The sequence below is a fragment of the Streptomyces sp. CNT360 genome (genome assembly GCF_000424785.1).
In genome coordinates, this window is record NZ_AUKO01000002.1 from 360002 (window position 1) to 377903 (window position 17902).

The 17902-nt window shown below is 71.8% G+C and carries 17 protein-coding genes; 3 read left to right on the top strand and 14 right to left on the bottom strand.

What is annotated here, in order from left to right:
• Positions 1 to 194: 194 nt before the first annotated feature.
• Positions 195 to 419, top strand: coding sequence for a hypervirulence associated TUDOR domain-containing protein (locus tag H297_RS0106115; protein WP_027736314.1), 225 nt, complete (start codon positions 195 to 197; stop codon positions 417 to 419).
• A 2-nt stretch (positions 420 to 421) separates the two neighbouring features.
• Complete coding sequence (locus H297_RS0106120) at positions 422 to 757, top strand: DUF3140 domain-containing protein (RefSeq protein WP_037793010.1); 336 nt, start codon at positions 422 to 424, stop codon at positions 755 to 757.
• Positions 758 to 772: 15 nt separating this feature from the next.
• On the opposite strand, the gene H297_RS0106125 is transcribed toward H297_RS0106120, so the two are convergent.
• The 9 genes from H297_RS0106125 to H297_RS0106165 form a co-directional block, all read right to left on the bottom strand.
• Positions 773 to 2284, bottom strand: a complete 1512-nt coding sequence (locus H297_RS0106125; RefSeq protein ID WP_486589425.1) for a cryptochrome/photolyase family protein — start codon at positions 2282 to 2284, stop codon at positions 773 to 775.
• Between the two features lie 104 nt (positions 2285 to 2388).
• Positions 2389 to 2769: a VOC family protein gene (locus H297_RS0106130; protein ID WP_027736317.1), complete on the bottom strand. Its 381-nt coding sequence runs from the start codon at positions 2767 to 2769 to the stop codon at positions 2389 to 2391.
• Between the two features lie 96 nt (positions 2770 to 2865).
• Positions 2866 to 3729: a lysozyme gene (locus H297_RS34835; RefSeq protein ID WP_051351582.1), complete on the bottom strand. Its 864-nt coding sequence runs from the start codon at positions 3727 to 3729 to the stop codon at positions 2866 to 2868.
• Positions 3730 to 4052: 323 nt separating this feature from the next.
• Positions 4053 to 5051 carry an ester cyclase gene (locus tag H297_RS0106140; protein WP_027736318.1) on the bottom strand — a complete coding sequence of 333 codons (999 nt, stop codon included), beginning with the start codon at positions 5049 to 5051 and terminating at the stop codon, positions 4053 to 4055.
• A 108-nt stretch (positions 5052 to 5159) separates the two neighbouring features.
• Positions 5160 to 5969: an aldolase/citrate lyase family protein gene (locus H297_RS34840; RefSeq protein WP_064744782.1), complete on the bottom strand. Its 810-nt coding sequence runs from the start codon at positions 5967 to 5969 to the stop codon at positions 5160 to 5162.
• Positions 5966 to 6802, bottom strand: a complete 837-nt coding sequence (locus tag H297_RS0106150; RefSeq protein WP_078513780.1) for an SDR family oxidoreductase — start codon at positions 6800 to 6802, stop codon at positions 5966 to 5968. Before H297_RS0106150 ends, H297_RS34840 begins: the two co-directional genes overlap by 4 nt.
• Positions 6799 to 8109, bottom strand: coding sequence for a histidinol dehydrogenase (gene hisD / locus H297_RS0106155; protein ID WP_027736320.1), 1311 nt, complete (start codon positions 8107 to 8109; stop codon positions 6799 to 6801). The genes H297_RS0106150 and hisD (H297_RS0106155) overlap by 4 nt, the downstream gene beginning before the upstream one ends.
• Before the next feature lie 155 nt (positions 8110 to 8264).
• Positions 8265 to 9077, bottom strand: coding sequence for an alpha/beta fold hydrolase (locus tag H297_RS34845; RefSeq protein ID WP_064744783.1), 813 nt, complete (start codon positions 9075 to 9077; stop codon positions 8265 to 8267).
• Positions 9077 to 10210, bottom strand: coding sequence for a cupin domain-containing protein (locus tag H297_RS0106165; protein WP_027736321.1), 1134 nt, complete (start codon positions 10208 to 10210; stop codon positions 9077 to 9079). The genes H297_RS34845 and H297_RS0106165 overlap by 1 nt, the downstream gene beginning before the upstream one ends.
• Positions 10211 to 10458: 248 nt before the next feature.
• On the opposite strand from H297_RS0106165, the gene H297_RS0106170 reads away from it, so the two are divergent.
• Entirely contained in the window at positions 10459 to 11457 is a 999-nt protein-coding gene (locus H297_RS0106170) for a LacI family DNA-binding transcriptional regulator (RefSeq protein ID WP_027736322.1), read from the top strand.
• 148 nt (positions 11458 to 11605) lie between these two features.
• Here the strand turns inward: H297_RS0106170 and H297_RS34850 are convergent, their stop codons facing one another.
• From H297_RS34850 to H297_RS0106195, 5 genes are all read right to left on the bottom strand, one after another.
• Positions 11606 to 13108: an amino acid permease gene (locus H297_RS34850; protein ID WP_486589426.1), complete on the bottom strand. Its 1503-nt coding sequence runs from the start codon at positions 13106 to 13108 to the stop codon at positions 11606 to 11608.
• Between the two features lie 58 nt (positions 13109 to 13166).
• Complete coding sequence (gene hisD / locus H297_RS0106180; RefSeq protein WP_027736323.1) at positions 13167 to 14528, bottom strand: histidinol dehydrogenase; 1362 nt, start codon at positions 14526 to 14528, stop codon at positions 13167 to 13169.
• A gap of 170 nt (positions 14529 to 14698) precedes the next feature.
• Complete coding sequence (locus tag H297_RS0106185) at positions 14699 to 15610, bottom strand: LysR family transcriptional regulator (protein ID WP_027736324.1); 912 nt, start codon at positions 15608 to 15610, stop codon at positions 14699 to 14701.
• A 182-nt stretch (positions 15611 to 15792) separates the two neighbouring features.
• Positions 15793 to 17226: a WGR domain-containing protein gene (locus H297_RS0106190; protein WP_027736325.1), complete on the bottom strand. Its 1434-nt coding sequence runs from the start codon at positions 17224 to 17226 to the stop codon at positions 15793 to 15795.
• A 233-nt stretch (positions 17227 to 17459) separates the two neighbouring features.
• Complete coding sequence (locus H297_RS0106195; protein WP_027736326.1) at positions 17460 to 17885, bottom strand: SRPBCC family protein; 426 nt, start codon at positions 17883 to 17885, stop codon at positions 17460 to 17462.
• Positions 17886 to 17902: the final 17 nt, after the last annotated feature.

The window sequence follows — 17902 nt, forward strand, 5'->3', positions numbered from 1 at the left end:
CCGCGACGTCGTCCGCTCGACGCCGATCATGCGAACGGTCCGGTGGGATGACGAGCGTTTTTGCCGGTCCGGCAACGACGGGCCCGGCACCCCTGCCCCCGCCTGCCTCCACCCTGCCCGCACGGTTTTCCCGGCATTTCGGCTGGGGACCCGGTGGGGCGACATGTACCTCGCGTCACCTGCCGGAGGCGGACATGGCCAAGGAGCAGAAGCCGGAGAAGAACGAGCGGGTCACCTGGGCGTCCCACGGCAGTCGGACGGTCGGCAGAGTGAAGAAGAAGATCACGGGGCGTACCCGCGCGGCAGGCCGGACGGTCGACGCCTCACCCCGGGACCCGCAGTACGAGGTGGAGAGCGAGAAGTCGGGCCGCAGAGCGGTGCACAAGCCGCAGTCGTTGCGCAAGAAGGGTGGTGACTGAGGGTGGCAGCGTCGAAGGAAGAGGTGCTCACCGCGTTCGACGAAGCCGTCAACATGAAACCGGGTGAACTGGAACGGTGGCTGCGCAGCGAAGCCTCGCAGCAGGTGGGGCAGCGGGGGAAGAACCAGGAGAGCACCGGACACGCCTCGGGGCGGCGCATCGCGCAGCTCCAGCGGAAGAAGACCGGTGAGCTGACCGATGACGACCTGGCGCACATGCGCAAGGTGGTCGGCTATGTCCGCCGCCACCTCGCACAGCGTCCCTCCGGGGACATCCACGAGTCGCGGTGGCGTTACTCCCTCATGAACTGGGGCCACGATCCCGAACGGTCGAAGTGAGAGGCGGCTGCGGGGTCAGGGCGGTGCGTCGGGGTCGCGTCGCCGGGCGTCGCGCAGGAGTTCGTCCAGGTCGCCGAGCTGGTCGAGTTGCTTGACAGCGCGTGCGGTGCGGTAGTTGTGGGCCAGCCGTGCGCGGTGGCGGTGCATGAACTCCCAGTACCCGGCCGTGTAGGGGCAGTGGTCCGCACCGGTGCGCCGGGTGGGCCGGTAGGCGCAGGGCCCGCACAGGTCGCTCATCGTGTTGATGTACGAGCCTCCGGCGGCGTACGGCTTGGTGACGATGCGGCCGCCGTCGGCGTACTGGGACATGCCGATGACGTTGGTGAGCATCACCCAGTCGTACCCGTCGACGAAGCAGCGGTGGAACCAGTCGGTCACCTGTGCCGGGTCCCAGCCGCGCTGGAGTGCGTGGTTGCCCAGGACCATCAGGCGGGGGATGTGGTGCACCCAGCCCCGATCGCGTACCTGGGCCAGGGTGGTGGACAGGCAGCGTGCCTGCACGGCGTCGGCGTCCAGGCACGCGAACCACTCCGGCAGGGGCGCATGGTGGCCGAGCTCGTTGGACTCGCGGTAGTGGGGACCGAAGTACCAGTAGAGGTTCCACATGTACTCGCGCCACCCGGCGACCTGCCGGACGTACCCCTCGACGGAGTTGAGCGGCGCTTCGCCCGCGCGGTAAGCCTTCTCGGCGGCCTCCACGCACTCGGCCGGGTCCAGCAGTCCGAGATTGAGTGCGGCGGACAGCATGCTGTGGCTCATGGCCCAGTCGTCGGCCAGCATCGCGTCCTCCCACGGGCCGAACGTGGGCAGCCGTTTCCTCACGAAGGCCCGTAGGGCGCGTCGTGCCTCGGCACGGTCGGCCGGGAACCGGCGCGGTCCGTCCCGGCCGACGAACGCGGCCTTCCCGTCCCGCTCCCAGCGGTCCAGGTCGGCTCTGACCTCCTCGTCGATGGTGTCCTCACGTGGCCGGTAGGGAGCCGGCACGGGCAGCGTGGCGGTGTCCTTGGGCGGACGCTCACGGTTGTCGGCGTCCAGGTTCCACCGCCCGCCCACGGGCTGGTCACCGTCCATGAGCAGGTCGTGGTCCTCACGCACGTGCCGGTAGAAGTCCTCCATGCGCAGGTGACCGCCGCGAGCGGAGCCCGCCCACCGGGTGAACGTCTCCGGCTGTACGAGGAATCCGCGGGGCGGCAGGACCTCCACCTGCGGCAGGCCCTGCACGAAGCGGAGGGGGGCGTGCGAGGTGGGGTGGTGCACGGTCACGGGCGCGTCCCCCACCGCCCGGCGCAAGCCCTCACGGTAGGTGTCCGCCTGGACGTAACGCACCCGGTCGCCGAGCTCGGCCGCGCGGTGGCGCATGGCGGACAGCAGCAGGTGGGCCTTGGCCCGGTGGAAGCGGCGCCTGCGGAGGACGGCCCGGGACTCGATCATGACAGCGGTGCTGCCAGGCCGGAGGAAGTGCGGGCCGAGCTGGTCGCCGAACAGCCAGTGGAAGCGGGTCTGCAAGCGGTCGTCGTCTGCGCTCACGCAGGTCCTTCCCTCGGCGGGCTGCTCGTCACCGTTCAGTCTCGGTCACGGAGTGCCTCGCGCGCGGGCGGCGCGCTCGCTCCGTCAGCTGCCGGGCGCGTGGCTCAGCTGCTGGGGGCGTGGCTCAGGTCGACGACGCAGAACACGTTGCCGTCGGGGTCCGCCAGGACGACGAAGTCGGGGTGGGCCGGATAGCGGTCCCAGTGCGGCTCGGTCGCACCGAGTGCGAGCAGGCGTTCGACCTCCGCCTGCTGCTCGGCAGCGGTCTCCACGAAGAGGTCGAGGTGGAGACGCGGGTGCGGCTCGACCGGCGAGCTGCTGCGCATCAGCCCGAGGGCGCGGCCGGAACCGTCACGGTGGCAGAGAGTCCGCCAGTTGTCGCTCCGCCACTCCTCGGAGACGGTCAGATCCAGCGCGGCCGACCAGAAGTCGGCAGCACGCCCGAGGTCAGCGACACCGATCACGGGGATACCGAGTGTGAGCATGCCCCGATGCTAGGGCGCCGGCCACGGTGCGTACCGGCCCGCGCCACACCCGGTCGGCCCGGACGTGGCGCGGGAGGGTTGCGCAGCGGGCGCGCGCTACCCGTTGGCGAGCGCCGTCAGACGTTCGGCGGAGCCGTTGAAGCTGTCGTGGTCGCCCACGGTGGGGCCGGTCGAGGTGTACTGCCAGAACGTGTGGGTTCCCCAGCCGGCGGGCAGGGCGCCCGGCCCGTCGGCGTAGCGGGCGACCCACAGCGGGTTGGACTGCCCGAAACCGGCGTTGTTGCCGGTGCACTGGGTCCACCAGTCGGTCGTGGTGTAGATGACGGCGTCCCGCCCCGTGCGGCTCTTGTAGGTGGCGGTGAAGTCCTTGATCCAGTTGACCATGGCGCCCTGGCTGAGCCCGTAACAGGTGGCGCCGTACGGGTTGTACTCGATGTCGAGGACACCGGGCAGGGTCTTGCCGTCCTTGCTCCAGCCCCCGCCGTGGTCGGCGAAGAAGTTGGCCTGCGCGGCACCGCTGGAGCTGTCCGGCAGCGCGAAGTGGTAGGCGCCACGGGTCATGCCGGCGTCGTAGGAGCCGTTGTACTGCTGGGTGAAGTAGTCGCTCCGGTAGTCGGTGCCCTCGGTGGCCTTGACGTAGGCGAACCGCACGCCGCTGCCCCACAGGCCCGCCCAGTCGACGTTGCCCTGGTGCCCGCTGACGTCGACGCCTTCGACGGTGGCGTCGAGCTGGGGTGCGCCGTCGTGCTTCCAGCCCTTGTGGACGGCTATCCCGGCTCCCATGTACGCCTCGCCGCGCTTGAGTTCACTCGTTCCGTCGGACGCCTGGGCAGCACCGGTGGCGCCGACGGACAGGGCGCTGAGGGCGCAGCAGAGCGCAGCCGCGACGAGGGTCCGCCTCCCCCGCGGGGTCGCCGGGGCGGGGGTGAGGGAGGTGTTGCCGCATCTGTCACTGGACATACCTGCTCCAAGTGCTCGGTGGGGGGTGCTGGTGGCGCCTCCTGTACCAAGTGACGGGCCGGCCAGGGGTGGGGCCCGCCGGACAGGTGCCACGAGCCGAACTTCGGCCGCGTACGCGCTGGTTGGCGCGTACACGTCAGGCAATATAGGCAGTGCTCCTCAGCCGTGAGAAGAGGGGCATGTCAATGCCGTTGGTCCGACCTGTGCAAACTCCTCACCGCACAGCCGTGCCGGCAGCGGCCGGGACACCGGCACCGCGGTACCGGCCGGTGGACGCACACGAAGGGGGCACCGGGTCCGGTGCCCCCTTCGTGTGCCGCCTGTCAGTAGATGTTCGCCTCCACCTCCGGACCGTCTCCGCGGGCGCTGTTGATCTGGGCGCGGAGGGCGATCTCGTCGTAGACCCGCATCTCGCGCACGATCCGGCCGCCCTGGACGAGGAACTGGGACGCCCCGAGCACGGTGACCGGCGCGTCGGTCAGCGAGCCGAAGACGGCCAGGCCGCGGTAACTGCCGTGCAGGGTCCACAGAACGGCGATGCGGAGCCCCGCACAGCGCTCGGAGTAGTTGGTCTGGATGTCACGCACCTCGAAGCGGGCGTCGGGGAACGGCCCCACCAGGGCGAGCAGATCGCTTTGGTATCGCTCCGGACGGATGACGGTGCGGTCGCCGACGGTGTGCAGGAACAGGTCCCGCGCCATGAAGTCGGAAACCTTGTGCAGGCGGCGCCGGGACCACACCTCGTCGACGAATTCGAGGACCATCTCGCACTCAGGCCGGAAGTCGTCGGGGCGCGGTCCGCTGACACCGGCCGCCAGCACGTCCTGCGGAGCCGGCTCGGTCATCGAACCGCTGTACCCCTGGAAGCGCAGCCGCCGGGCCGCTTCGTCCGGGTCGGCGCCGCGCTGGAGGCAGTCGGCGAGCTCGTCGCGGACCACCCATTCCTCCACCATGCGGCCGCGCCGGTAGAGGCAGTTGGCGACCGTCCGCTTGCGGATCCGCACGTTCCGGCCCTCCACCAGGTGCTCGTCGGCGGAGAAGACCAGGTGCGAGCTCAAGAACGCGTCGTCCCCGCGGGCCTCCCACACCACGTCCTCGGCCTGGCCGATGTGCTGCGGCGTGCTGCCCATCCGCATCGTGGTGCCCTCGATGACGCCGTCCCGCCCGACGACGGTGCCGAGACCGGTGTGCACGATCGAGTCGGGTTCGTAGTTGTCCACGATGTAGGAGATGTCGCGGTCCACCCAGATCCGGTCGGTCACCTCACGGATGAAGTCGTCGGGATCCGCGTACGGACGGTAGGCGACGGGGTCGAGCGGCATGGTGTTCTCCTTTCGTCGGCAGGGCGCCGGGCCGGGCGCGCCGACGGGCCTGTCGTGGGTACGTGCTTCGGGAAGGGTCCGGCCGGGAGCAGGCCGGGCCGGTACGGGTCAGCTGTGCGTCGGCACGTCCGGCTGTCGGCGGCCGCCGTCAGGGACCGGCTCGGGCGGTGCGGTGAGCCGTGCGAAGGTGTCCATCAGGACGTGCGCCATGTTGTAGAGGATCAGCCGGGCACCGGCCGCCTCCGCCTTCCGCGCGCCCTCGGGGCCCGGCACGATCGACATCACCGCACGGCCCGCGCCGAGCGCGGCGCTGTGCACCTGGGAGGTCAGCCGGGTCACGGTCTCCGCTCCGGGGAAGCCGCAGTCCACGGCCAGGTCGGCCGGGCCGACCAGCACAGCGTCCACGCCCGCCGTCGCCGCGATGTGGGCCGCGGCGGCACAGGCCCGCTCCGTCTCGGCCATGACCACGACCAGGGTCTCCGCCGCAGCGTCCAGATGCTCGTGCGCGGAGACCGTGCCGAACCGGCCGGCTCTGCTGTAGGTGGCGAACCCCCGCTCGCCCAGCGGCGGGTAGTGGTCCGCCGCGACCGCGCGCCGGGCGTCCGCCGCGCTGTCCACGTGCGGGTGGATGATCCCGGCGGCTCCCAGGTCCAGGCAGCGCAGCGCCAGTCCGGCGTCGGCCGCGCCGACCCGGACGAGGACGTCCAGCCCGTGCGCCGCGGCCGCGGTGAGGTGCTGCTGGAGGGACAGTTGGTCGGCGGGTCCGTGCTCGCAGTCGATGACGACGTAGTCGAGGCCCGCGACCCCGGCCATCTCGACCAGCGTCTCGGACGGCAGCCGCAGCAGTGCCCCGTACAGCCGTTCCCCGTCCGCCAGCCTGCGCCTGAGGGAGCGGCCCGCCCCTCGCACGGCGGTCACCGGGCCACCATCCCGGCGGACAGGTCGATGTCGGCGCCGCACAGCCCCGGCATCCGCAGCATCGCGGTCACGGCGGCACCGACCTCGTCCTCGGTGACCATCCGGCGCAGCGCCGAGCGGTCCACGAAGGCCGCCTCCGCCTGCTCGTAGCCGGCGCCGGTGCGCTCCGCCTCCAGCCGGAAGTTCCGCTCCATCCTGGGGCCGGATACCGGCCCGGGCGAGAGGGAGTTGACGGTGACCCCGAAGGGGCCGACCTCTCCCGCGAGGGTGCCGGTGAGGCCGATGACCGCCATCTTCGAGGCGCAGTAAGGGGTACGCCGCAGCAGCGGCCGTTTGCCGGAGACGGAGGCGATGTTGACCACGTCCCCGGCACCCCGTTCCACCATCGCCGGCAGGAACGCCCGGCACATCAGGAACACCCCGCGGACGTTGACGTCGAACACCTCGTCCCAGTCGGCCGGATCGATCTCGGTCAGCGGGGCCACCGGGCCGGCGATCCCTGCGTTGTTGACGAGAATCGAGATCTCCTCGTCGACAAGGCTCTCGGCGAGGGCTTCCACCTCGGCGGGCACCGACACGTCGCAGACCCGGTGCCCGGCCGCCGGACCGAGCAGGGCGGCGGTCTCCTGGAGCCTGCCCGCGTCGCGCCCGGTGAGTACGACGCGGGCGCCGTCCCCGATCAGTGCCCGGGCTGTCGCCCGGCCCAGCCCGTTGCCGCCCCCACTGACCAGGGCGGTCCGTCCGGCCAGCGGTCCTCCGCCCGCATCCGGTGCGGTTGCCTCGCCGGGCACGGTGGTCACCGTCCCGGGTGCCGCGGTCACGGAGGCCGTCATGCGGCACCCTCGTCGTTCCACGGCAGCGTGCCGTCGCCGTACTTGGCGGCCCGCACGTCTCCGGAGCGGGCGTGTCCCTCGAACAGCTCGACCCGTGCGGCCCTGCCGCACACCTCGCCGAGCCGGGCCGACGAGGCGGGGTCGGTGACCTCCTGGTGGGTCACCGTCTTGAGGTACTTGCCGACCCAGAGGCCACCGGTGTAGCGGGCGGCGCCGCGGGTGGGCAGGACGTGGTTGGTGCCGATCACCTTGTCGCCGTAACTGACGCAGGTGCCCTCGCCGAGGAAGAGCGCGCCGTAGTCGCGCATCTGCTCCAGCGCCTGGCGGGGGTTCTCCGTGAGGATCTCGACGTGTTCGCTCGCGTAGGAGTCGGCGAGGGTGAACGCCTCGTCCAGCGCGTCGACGACGACGATCTCGCCGTGGTCCCGCCAGGCCGGCTCGGCGAAGTCGCGGGTGGGCATGGCGGGCAGCAGCCGGTCGATGTGGCGCGCCACCTCACGGCCCAGTTCCTCGGACGTGGTGACGAGAACGGCCGGGGAGTCGGGACCGTGCTCGGCCTGCGAGAGGAGGTCGACGGCGACCACGAACGGGTCCGCGTGCTCGTCCGCGACGACGAGGATCTCGGTCGGGCCGGCGAACAGGTCGATGCCGACCTCACCGAACAACTGCCGCTTGGCCTCGGCCACATAGGCGTTGCCGGGCCCTGCGATGAGCGGAACCCGGCCGATGGACTCGGTGCCGAGAGCGAGGGCGGCGACGGCTTGGACGCCACCGAGCAGGTGGATCTCGTCGGCTCCCGCCATGTGCATGGCAGCGACGGTGGTGGCGGGGATCTCGCCGCGGATCGGCGGGGTGCAGGCGGCGACGCGGGGAACACCGGCCACCTTGGCGGTCACGATCGTCATGTGGGCGGACGCGGTGAGCGGATAACGGCCCCCCGGTACGTAGGCGCCCGCCCCGGCCACCGGTACGTGCCGATGGCCGAGGTGCACGCCGGGGAGCGTCTCGATCTCGACGTCCCGCAGCGAGTCGCGCTGCGCCTGCGCGAACGTCCGCACCTGTTGCTGCACGAAACGGATGTCGTCCAGCACCGTATCCGGCACGGTGGAGACGATGCGTGCCACCTCGTCGGGGCCGAGCCGGAAGGATTCCGGGCTCCAGCCGTCGAACTTCTCCGAGTAGGTGCGTACCGCCTCGTCGCCGCGGTCGCGGATGTCGTCGAGGATGGCGGCCACCCGTTCGGCGACGCCGGTCTGCGCGGCACGCTTCGTGTCCGCGGGTGTCGCTGTCTTGAGGAAGCGGGGCATGAACGGCTCTCTTCCGGTGAGGGATGGGTCGGCGGAGACGGGGAGTCGGTCGGGGTCGGCGGGGTCGCACGGGTGCGGAGTCGGGGGCACGGAGACCGCGTCGCCCCCGGGGGGGCCGGGTACGGAGACGGGGCGGGTACGGGGGCGTGGGCGGGTTACAGGGCGGGGTCGCCCGGGGTGTGCGGGGGCGGAGTGTGGGAGCGGGCAGGGGATGCCGGGTGCGGGGCGGCTGGTCGGCGATCCGGGGTGGGGCGGCGCGCCGGTGCACTCCCCTCGACCGCCGCGAGCAGGTCGGCGAGGGCGGCGGAGACCGCCTCGGGCCGCTGCCAGGGCAGCAGGTGGCCGGCGCCGGGTACCTCGCGCAGTCGGGCGTCCGGCAGTGCCCCGGCAATCGTCCGGTGGAACCGGGGCGGGCACAGGGCGTCGCTGGTGCCGGACAGCACACGGGCCGGACAGCTCGCGGAGCGCAGCGCGGCGACCGCGTCGGCCCTGGTGGCCTGCGCCGCGAGCTGGGCGCGGGCGGCCTCGGGCCCGACCGCGTGCGCCATGCGCCGGTAGCGGTCCGCCTCCTCGCGGGACGGGTGCGGGGACGCGAACATCCCCGTCAGGGTCCGCTCGACGGCCTCGCCGAACCGGCCGTCGGCGATCAGGTGGTCCAGCGCGCGCCAGGAGGCGTACTGGTCGGGGCGCGGCGCCCCCGCGTTGGTCGACATCACGCAGAGCCCGGCGACCCGGTCCGGCGCGCGCCGCAGGATCTCGAAGGCGACGATCGCGCCGAGGCTGAGCCCCACGGCGACGAACCGGCCCCGGACACCGTCCAGTACGGCCTCGGCCTGCAGCCCGATGTCCGGCTCCCGGAGGACGACGTGCCGCACGGGGTGCCCCGAGGGGAAGGTCACCTGCGACCAGAGGCTCTCGTCGCAGAGCATGCCCGGCAGCACGAGGAGCGGCAGCGGGTCGGTGGCCATCAGCGTGCGGAGCGGGGCAGCAGCGCGTACGGGGCGACGTAGCCGTTGTGGTCGAGCCCGAGCCCCGCGTCGGCGGCGGCCTTGACGACCTCCTCGTCCCACTCCAGACGCACCCGGCCGTCGCCGGAGTTGACGACCAGCACGTCGCCTTCCGCCTCACCGACGTTGCGCAGGGTCCGCCAGGCGTCCTGGGGCACGGAGAGGATGTCGCGCGGGCCCAGCCGCACCGAGACCGGGTCGGTGCGGTTGAGGGTGACCTCCCAGGAACCGTCCTTGACGATCAGCGTCTGCGTCTCGTGCTGCCGGTGCAGCGAGACGCCCTGGCCCGGCTCGGCACGCAACCAGGCGGCGTTGTGCCCGTGCGGGTTGAAGATCCGCGGCTCCTGGTGCAGGTCCTCGGTCATGCCGTAGCCGATGACGCAGCTCAGGCGCGCTCCACCGCCGGGCAGCGTGCTGTCCAGGAACGGCCGCTCGGACCAGACCAGTTCGTCGCGCGCGGCGACCCGGCGCTTCATCTCCTCCGGCGTGTAGTGGCGCAACCGGTCGATGTACTCCTGCGCCATGGGCCGGACCAGCTCGGTGCCGGCCGGGACCTCGTCACCGGCCACCGTGTCGACCAGTTGGTTGTCCGCGGTGAGGTGGAGGCCGTGTCCCTCGGCCTCCCGCAGCACCGAGGGGCCCCAGATGATGCCGCCGGTGTCGTCCATGCCGAGCACGGTGAACAGCCAGCCGTCGTCCGGCCCGGTGTTGGTGAAGCCGCGGAAGACCCAGGTGGGCACCGACGCGATGTCGCCCGCCTGGAGCAGCAGTTCGCCCTCGGTGCCGTCGGCGCCCCAGCGCAGCAGGTACTCCCCGGCCGTGCAGACGAAGACCTCCGCGGTGTAGTGGAGGTGCAGGTTGTTGGTGATGCCGTGCGGCATGGCCGCGGCACCGATGTTGAAGCCGTGCGGTATGCGCAGGTTGACGTGCTGGCCGGACGCCTGCGAGACGCCGGGCCCGACCATCGCGTAGTTCTCCTTCCGGTCCGAGCCCGGCGTACGGCAGTCGATGAAGGCCTGGTTGCAGGAGACGAACTCACTGCGGCGGACGGTGCGGCGGCCCAGTTCCGCGGTGGAGACGACGACGTCGGACACGAGCACTCCCTCGGTTCAGCTGCGTTGGAATACGTATGCATTCCATCTCAGGCGTTCCGCCGGGCGCTGTCAAGGGGTTCGCTGCGGTCGGCTCTACGTATGCCAGCAGCGGCACGGCGTACCGCACCGCCTTACCGGGGCCGGAGGACCGCGCGGGCCGGCAGCGGGCGCCGCCCGGCCACGTAGTCGACATACGTATGATGGGTGGCGCGCGTCGCAGGGGCGTGCGGGGCGACAGGAGAGGGCCGATGGCGATCACGAGTCACGACGTGGCGAGACTGGCGGGCGTGTCGCAGCCCACGGTGTCCCGGGCGCTCCGTGACGACCGCCGCGTCTCGGCGACCACCCGCGAGAAGGTCCGGCGCGCGGCGGAGGCGCTGCACTACGTGCCCAGCGAGGCCGGACGGACCCTGTCCACCCGGTCCACCCGCAGGGTCGGAGTGATCGTCACCGATCTGACCAACCCGTTCTACCCGCACGTGGTCGCCCCCCTCCACGACGAGCTGCACCGCCTCGGTTACCGCATGATGCTCATCACCGAGCGCTCCGACGAGGCGGTCGAAGGGGAGAACCTGCTCGACCAGTCGCTGGACGGCGTCGTGTTGGCGACCGCGACCACCCGCTCCAGGCTGCCGGCCGAGCTCGACCGCCGCGGCGTGCCGTACGTCTTCCTCAACCGGGACACCGGGGGCCGGGGAGAGACCGCCTCGGTGGTGGACAACGAGGGCGGCGGCCGTCTCGTCGCCGAGACACTGGCCGGACTGGGCCACCGGCGGATCGCGGGCATCTTCGGTGCGGCCAACACGACGACCGGGCGGGAGCGCGAGCTGGGCTTCCGGCTGGCGCTGGCCGACGCCGGTATCGGCCTGCCGGAGGAGCGCGTGGTGCGCGGACCTTTCGAGTACGACACCGGGTACCGGGCGCTGCCGGGCCTGCTCGCCCTCGAAGAGCCCCCCACAGCGGTGTTCTGCGGCAACGACGTGGTTGCCATCGGTGTGCTCAACGCGGCGCTCGCGGCAGGCGTCCGGGTGCCCGAGGACCTCACGGTGATCGGGTTCGACGATCTGCCGATGGCGGACTGGGAGGTCTTCCGGCTGAGCACTGTCCGGCACGACCTGCGGGAGCTGTCCCGCCAGGCAGCCCGGCTGCTGGCGCGCCGGATCAGCGGTGAGGCGGCGGCAGGCGGGGAACGGGTGGTGCTGCCGACCGAGTTCGTCCCGCGCTCCACACACGCCCGCCCCGCCTGACCGCGCGGCCGTCTCCCCCGGGCACCCGGCCACTTCGTGCCGGCAGCCCGCGTGGACGGCCGCGGCACGCGCCGTGTGCGCTCGCTGTCGGCCCCGGGGCCGGCCGACCACGAGCCGCTGGGCGCGGAGGCGGTCGGGCGGGGGCCGGTCACGGGGCGTCTCCGCCTCCCGAACCGATCCGTTCCGGCGGGTCGGTGGCCGCTACGGTCACGCTCATGACCCGGCCCGTCGAGCGGCGCTGGACCAGGGCGCCCACCGTGACCAGTACCGCGGCGAGGCCGAGCGTGAGCCACAGCTCCAGGCGGTGACCGGGGAGCACCGCCATCAGGATCAGCACGCCCGCGATGAAGGCGATGGTGGCCAGCGTCAGATACGGGAAGGCCCACATGCGTATCTCGGCCACCCGGGGCTGCCGACGGCGGGTGGCGTACTGGGTGATCGCGATGACCATGTACATCATCAACGCGATGGCCCCGCTGGAGGCGATCAGGTACGTGAAGACACTCGGCAGCAGGTAGTTGGCGACGACCGCGACGATGCCGACGGCGGCCGACGCTGCGACCGCGTTGCGCGGGACCCCGGCGCGGGAGGCGGCGGCGAAGACAGCGGGCGCGTCACCGCGCCGGGCCAGCGAGAAGACCATCCGGGAGGCGGTGTAGACGGCCGAGTTGAGGCAACTGCACACGGCCACCACCAGGACGACGTCCATGATCTGCCGGGCGCCGGGAATGTTCATCCGGTCCAGCACGGCCTGGTACGAGCCGTCCGCCAGCCCGTCGGCGTCCCAGGGAACGAGGCTGACCACGATGAAGAGCGAACCGAGGTAGAAGAGCCCGAGCCGCCACACCACGGCGCGTACCGCCTTCTTGATGTTCTTGCGCGGTTCCGCGGACTCGGCGGCGGCGATGGTGACGATCTCGCTGCCCTGGAAGCTGAACATCGCGGTCAGCAGGCCGGCGAGGATCGCGACGCCGCCCTTGGGTGCGAAGCCCCCGTGCTGCCACAGGTTCGTGACGCCGCTCGTCCCGGAGCCCGGCACCAGACCGAGGACGGCGAGCAGGCCGAGCACCAGGAAGGCGACGATCGCGACGACCTTCAGCAGCGCGAACCAGTACTCGAACTGACCGTAGTTGCGGACCGCGAGCAGGTTGCTCCCGGTCAGCACCAGGATCAGCACCAGCGCGGGCAGCCAGCTCGGCAGGCCCGTCAGTCCCGCGACGACCTCTCCGGCGGCGATCGCCTCGATGGGGATGACCAGTACGTAGAACCACCAGTAGAGCCAGCCGATGGAGAAGCCGGCCCAACGGCCCAGCGCGCGGTCGGCGTAGGTCGAGAACGAGCCGGTGTCGGGCTGGGCGACCGCCATCTCGCCGAGCATCTGCATCACCAGCACCACGAGCGCGGCGGCGAGCAGGAAAGAGACCAGGACGGCGGGCCCGGCCGCCGCGACGGCCTGCGAGGAGCCGACGAACAGGCCGGCGCCGATCACCCCTCCGATGGAGATCATGGTGATCTGGCGGCCCTTGAGTCCCTGAGTGAGTTCCGTACGTGCACCGCCGGGCGCGGTGCCGGCGCGTGCGTCGCCGAAGGGCGTGGTGCTGCCGGTCGCAGTGCCGCTGGGTGCGGCGCCGCCAAAAGGGTCGTGCGGCAAGGGGGATCCTCGGGTGATGAGTGCGTACGCGCAGGCCGTCCGGCGTGCGGCGGTGGCGTCAGAGCTGTTCGCGCAGAGCCGCCGGAACGGTGTCGAACGCGTCGGACTGCCGTCCGATCCGGTCGATGCGGAGTGTGGCGGTGGCGCCGTGCGCGGCGAGCCCCTCGAAGGCCGAGATGCGTTCGACGGCCGGCGCGAGTGCCGCGGTGCCCTCCTCCGTGGCGCGCTGGTAGGTGAGCGGTTTCAGGAAGCGGGACACCGACAGGCCCGCGTTGTACCGGGCGGTCTTCCCGGTCGGCAGTACATGGTTGGTGCCGGCGATGCCCTTGTCGGAGTAGGCCACGGTGGACCAGGGGCCAAGGAAGAGTGAACCGTAGTTGGTGAGGTGCTGGAGGTAGTGGTCGTCGTCCGCGGTGTGGACCTCCAGGTGCTCGGGGCCGATGACGTCGGACACGGCGACGGCCTCGTCCGCGTCCCGGACGAGGATGACCGAGCCGAAGTCGCGCCAGGCGGGCCCGGCGATGTCCCGGGTGGCCAGCGAGCCGAGCTGGCGTTCGACCTCTGCCAGTACCGCCCGCCCCGTCTGCTCGGACGTCGTGATCAGGGCGGCCGGTGAGTTGGGGCCGTGCTCGGCCTGACCGAGCAGGTCGGCGGCGACCCAGACCGGGTCGGCGGTGTCGTCGGCGATGACCGCCACCTCGGAGGGGCCCGCCAGCAGGTCGATGCCGACCTGCCCGAAGAGCTGGCGCTTCGCCTCGGTGACGAAGGCGTTGCCGGCGCCGACGAGCATGTCGACCGGCTTCTCCCCCAGCAGCCCGAACGCCATCGCGCCGAGGGCCTGCACACCGCCGACGGCGAAGACCCGGTCGGCCCGCGAGAGGTACGCCCCGTAGAGCACGGCAGGACGGGCGCCGTGCTCACCGGACGGCGGCGTGCAGGCCACGACGGTGGGCACCCCCGCGGTCTTGGCCACTCCCACCGTCATGAACGCGCTGGCCAGCAGCGGGAACCGGCCCGCCGGGAGGTAGGCGCCGACCCGGGTGACCGGGACGTGACGCTGCCCGCACAGCACGCCCGGGGCCAGCTCCGTCTCGAAGTCGGTCAGGTGGGCGCGCTGCGCGGCGGCGAACCGGTGGGTGCGCTCGTAGCCCGTCTCCAGGGCGGTACGGACGTCGGCGGGCAGCACGTCGCCCGCCTTCTTCAGCTCGGCGGCGCCGATCTCCAGGTCCCCCGACCAGCCGTCGAGTTCCCGGGCGTAGGCGCGCACCGCGTCCATACCCTGCCGCTCGATGGACGACAGCATCTCGGAGACCCGCGCGGTGACCTTCGGATCGCGCTGCGCCGGCGGGCCGTCGACAGCCGGCTTCTTGAGCCAGGTGAGGGGAGGGAGGGCTTGTTCTTCGTCGTGCGTGATCTGCATGGCTGGGACGGTAGACGCGCTTCAGCCACAGGACCAGAGGGGCAGATCCTAGGCTTCCCGCAGGGTTTCCCTGTGGGGCTTGTGCCCGTGGGCCGGTGCAGCCTCCCTCCCGGGCGGCGAAGCGCAGGGTGGGCGGGGAGGGAGAGGCCGGTAGAGATGAGGCAGGAAGGTCAGGGGCGCGCCCGGGAGCCGAGCTCCCGGAGGGTGTCCTCCGCCAGCCGGGCCAGCTCGCGCGTGGCGCGGGAGAGCGGATGCCCCCGGCGCCGGACCAGCGCGATGGTGTCGAAGAGCGGCTCGGCGAACGAGGCGGTGTGCAGTCCGGCGGGGAACCCGGGACCGTCGATCACGGCCCGGCTCGCGATCGTGTCCCCGGTGCCGGCTGCGGCCAGTTTCAGCGCCGCCTCGACGTGCTCCAGCTCGATCATCGGCTCGATGGTCACCCCGGCCAGTTGGGCGCGGTCGGCGAGCTGCCTGCGGGTGGGGTCCTTCCAGCCGTAGTGCGCGTCGTAGAGCACGAGGGGGGCCGCAGCAAACTCCTCGATCCGCACAGGGGCGCGGGTCCGCTCCGGATCGGCGCTCACGTAGCGCACCTCGTCGCGCAGCAGCGGAGTGACCACGAGTCCGTCGTCGTCGATCGGCAGGACCGCCAGACCCGCCTCGATGCGCCCGGCGGCGACCGCGTGTGCCGTCTCGGCCGAGTTCTGGCCGACCAGGCGGACCCGCACGGCCGGGTACCGTGCGTGGAACATCTGGACGAGATCGGCGAGCAGGTAGTAGTCCGCGTTGCGCAGCACGCCGAACGTGGCGGTGCCGCCGCCGAGGGAGCCCAGCGAGTGCACGGCCCTGGCCCCGCCGTCCGCTGCCCGGAGCGACTCCTGGGCGTACGGCAGCAGTTCCCGCCCCGCCGCCGTCAGCGCGAGCGTGCGGCTGCCGCGGACGAAGAGCTCCGCGTCCAGTTCGTCCTCCAGGCGCCGCACCAGCTCGGAGACCGACGCCTGCGCGATGTCGAGCGCGCGGGCCGCCGCGGTGAAGGAGCCCAGCCGCTCCGCCTCGACGAATGCCTTCAACTGGTTCAGGGTCACTCCGCGTCCTTCCGTCGGCCGAGGGAGCGGCGAGCGCCCGGGGCGACGAGGGCCGCAGGTGTGGTGCGCATGCCCGCACCCTATGTGCAGGTTCTCGGGCCTGCTCTGCCCGCCCGATCGACCGGGCAGGCCGGGACGGGGAGCGCGCCCCGCTCCAGGGCCCGGCCGCCGGGCCGGGCGGGTCACCGGAGCCTGCGGATGTCACCCCTGACCCGGTAGAAGCCGCCGGACGCCGGGTGCAGTGCGTCGACGACGTACCGCGCGCCGACTTCACGTATCGCCCGGGGGAACTGCACGTTCCACGACGGCTCGTACCCCTCCGAGACCACGTGGACGCGGGTCCGGCTCCCCTGCTGCACGCACTCGACGACCACCGCTCCGGCGGGTGCCTGGGAGACGGTCGTCACGAAGGACGTGTCGGTGGCCGGGGCGTAGGTGGGCAGCGCGGCGGCGAGCTTGATGTCACGGGCGACGGGCACCGATCCGCGCTGGGCGGCGGTGACGGCGGTTTCTCCGGCGTCCACGCATACCAGGGAACCGTCCGTGGTGACCAGGTAGAGCCGCTCGTCGCGGTACTGCATCGAGAGCGCCGAGCCGCCGCCCGTGCCCAGCTTCCACAGCCGCGTGCCGTCCTGGTCGAAGCAGTAGACGGACGAGGCGGAGTCACCGGCGAAGACGAACCGGCCGCCGGGCGAGGTGGCGCAGGAGTACACGGAGCTGTCGCAGTGGTAGGTGGCCTCAAGGGCGCCGGTCGCCTTCGACAGGCGCTGCACCTGGCGGTGCGACGTCCCGGCGTAGACCGCGTCGTCCTCCTGCCAGCCGAAGAGGACGCTGCCGCGCGTGCGCGTGTGCCACAACTCGGTACTGCCGTCCGGGGCGTGAGCCGTCACACCGGCGCTGTGACCGTGGTAGACGGCGTGGTCGTCGGCCCGGACCATCCAGGCGTGCTCACCGGGGCCACCGCGTGCCCACTGGTGCTCGTCCTCGTGGTCGATGACGGTGAGGCGGCCTGCGCGGTCCGCCACGTTCAGCACGCCCTCGTGGATGTCGAGCCAGAAGATGTCGACGTCGGCAGCGATGTCGTAGGCGGCGAAGGGCAGTTTGGACGACAGGTCGTACACCCGGCCGTCGTCGCACCCGGCGTACATCCAGAAGTCGTCGGCCACCAGGCACTTGACGCCGTCCGGCAGTTGGTAGCGGGCCAGGACCTCGCCGCCGTGCGCCACCGTGTACACGTCACCGGCCTGGTTGCCCACCCAGCAGCGCTCGTCGTCGATGTGGATACCGAACGCGGGCGACTCCGTACGGAACCGCCACAGCACCGGGGCGACGGTGCGGGCCGTCGAAGGAGCGGAGGTCACCGTGCGCCGGGTGACGGCGCGGGGCGGGCGCTGCCCCGGCACGGCCGGGGCGTAACCCTTGCGCACCTTCTCGCCGACCTTCTTGGCCGCGGCTGCCTGCGCCTTCTGGGCCGTCGCAAACGTGGAGGTCTGCGTCTGCCCGGCAGCGCCGATCCTGCCGTAGCGCACGGACACCGCGTTGCCCTGCACCGTCACCTCGTAGAACTTGTGCGCACCGCCGTCGTCCTGCGACAACTCAAGATACGTCTTCGACATGACAGACCTCTCCCCCACTTCAGGACCTGCGGCGTGTTCCACCGGCTCCACTGACTGCACATTAGAAGCAGCCACTGACAACGCCGGGGGGCGAGCAGGAACCGGGAGAGAGGGGAGAGCCGAGGAAGCACAGGGGAAAGGACCGAGGGGTCGGTACGTGCACAGCACCACGCCGGCACGGTGGCGGAGCGTGGCCACCGCTCCGCCCTCGTCCGCTGCACGCGCCGCGGAGCTCAGTCGTGTGCCGCTTTCTCCGCCATCTTCTTGAACTTGCCCAGGTCGTAATTGGCCAGCGCGGAGTCGAGGTTGGTCAGAGCCCCCAGGCGCTCGACGAAGCCGTGCGGTTCGTACTCGATCTGGAGGGTGACGCGGCTCGTGGAGTCGGAGAGCCGGTGGAAGGTGACGACCCCGGCGTGCTGGACGCCCTCAACTGTTTTCCAGGCGATCCGGTCCATGGTCACCAGCTCGGTGATCTCGGCGACGAAGTCCCTGTCGGCGCCCGGCAGGTCGAGTTGCCACGAGAAGCGCTTGTCCCCCAGGGACTCGACCTGCCGGACGTGACTGAGGAAGCTGGGCCACCGAGTCACGTCCTTCCAGAGGTCCCAGGCGATCTCGACAGGAGCGTCCAGATCCACGGCCTCGATGAGCGAGGAGGACATCACCGTTCCTTCCGTTG

What these genes read in the sequence shown, in the direction of transcription:
- H297_RS0106115 (WP_027736314.1), top strand. Translation starts at nt 195, where the DNA reads ATGGCCAAGGAGCAGAAGCCGGAGAAGAACGAGCGGGTCACCTGGGCG.
- H297_RS0106130 (WP_027736317.1), bottom strand. Translation starts at nt 2,769, where the DNA reads ATGCTCACACTCGGTATCCCCGTGATCGGTGTCGCTGACCTCGGGCGT.
- H297_RS34835 (WP_051351582.1), bottom strand. Translation starts at nt 3,729, where the DNA reads ATGTCCAGTGACAGATGCGGCAACACCTCCCTCACCCCCGCCCCGGCG.
- H297_RS0106140 (WP_027736318.1), bottom strand. Translation starts at nt 5,051, where the DNA reads ATGCCGCTCGACCCCGTCGCCTACCGTCCGTACGCGGATCCCGACGAC.
- H297_RS0106150 (WP_078513780.1), bottom strand. Translation starts at nt 6,802, where the DNA reads ATGACGGCCTCCGTGACCGCGGCACCCGGGACGGTGACCACCGTGCCC.
- hisD (WP_027736320.1), bottom strand. Translation starts at nt 8,109, where the DNA reads ATGCCCCGCTTCCTCAAGACAGCGACACCCGCGGACACGAAGCGTGCC.
- H297_RS34845 (WP_064744783.1), bottom strand. Translation starts at nt 9,077, where the DNA reads ATGGCCACCGACCCGCTGCCGCTCCTCGTGCTGCCGGGCATGCTCTGC.
- H297_RS0106170 (WP_027736322.1), top strand. Translation starts at nt 10,459, where the DNA reads ATGGCGATCACGAGTCACGACGTGGCGAGACTGGCGGGCGTGTCGCAG.
- hisD (WP_027736323.1), bottom strand. Translation starts at nt 14,528, where the DNA reads ATGCAGATCACGCACGACGAAGAACAAGCCCTCCCTCCCCTCACCTGG.
- H297_RS0106190 (WP_027736325.1), bottom strand. Translation starts at nt 17,226, where the DNA reads ATGTCGAAGACGTATCTTGAGTTGTCGCAGGACGACGGCGGTGCGCAC.
- H297_RS0106195 (WP_027736326.1), bottom strand. Translation starts at nt 17,885, where the DNA reads ATGTCCTCCTCGCTCATCGAGGCCGTGGATCTGGACGCTCCTGTCGAG.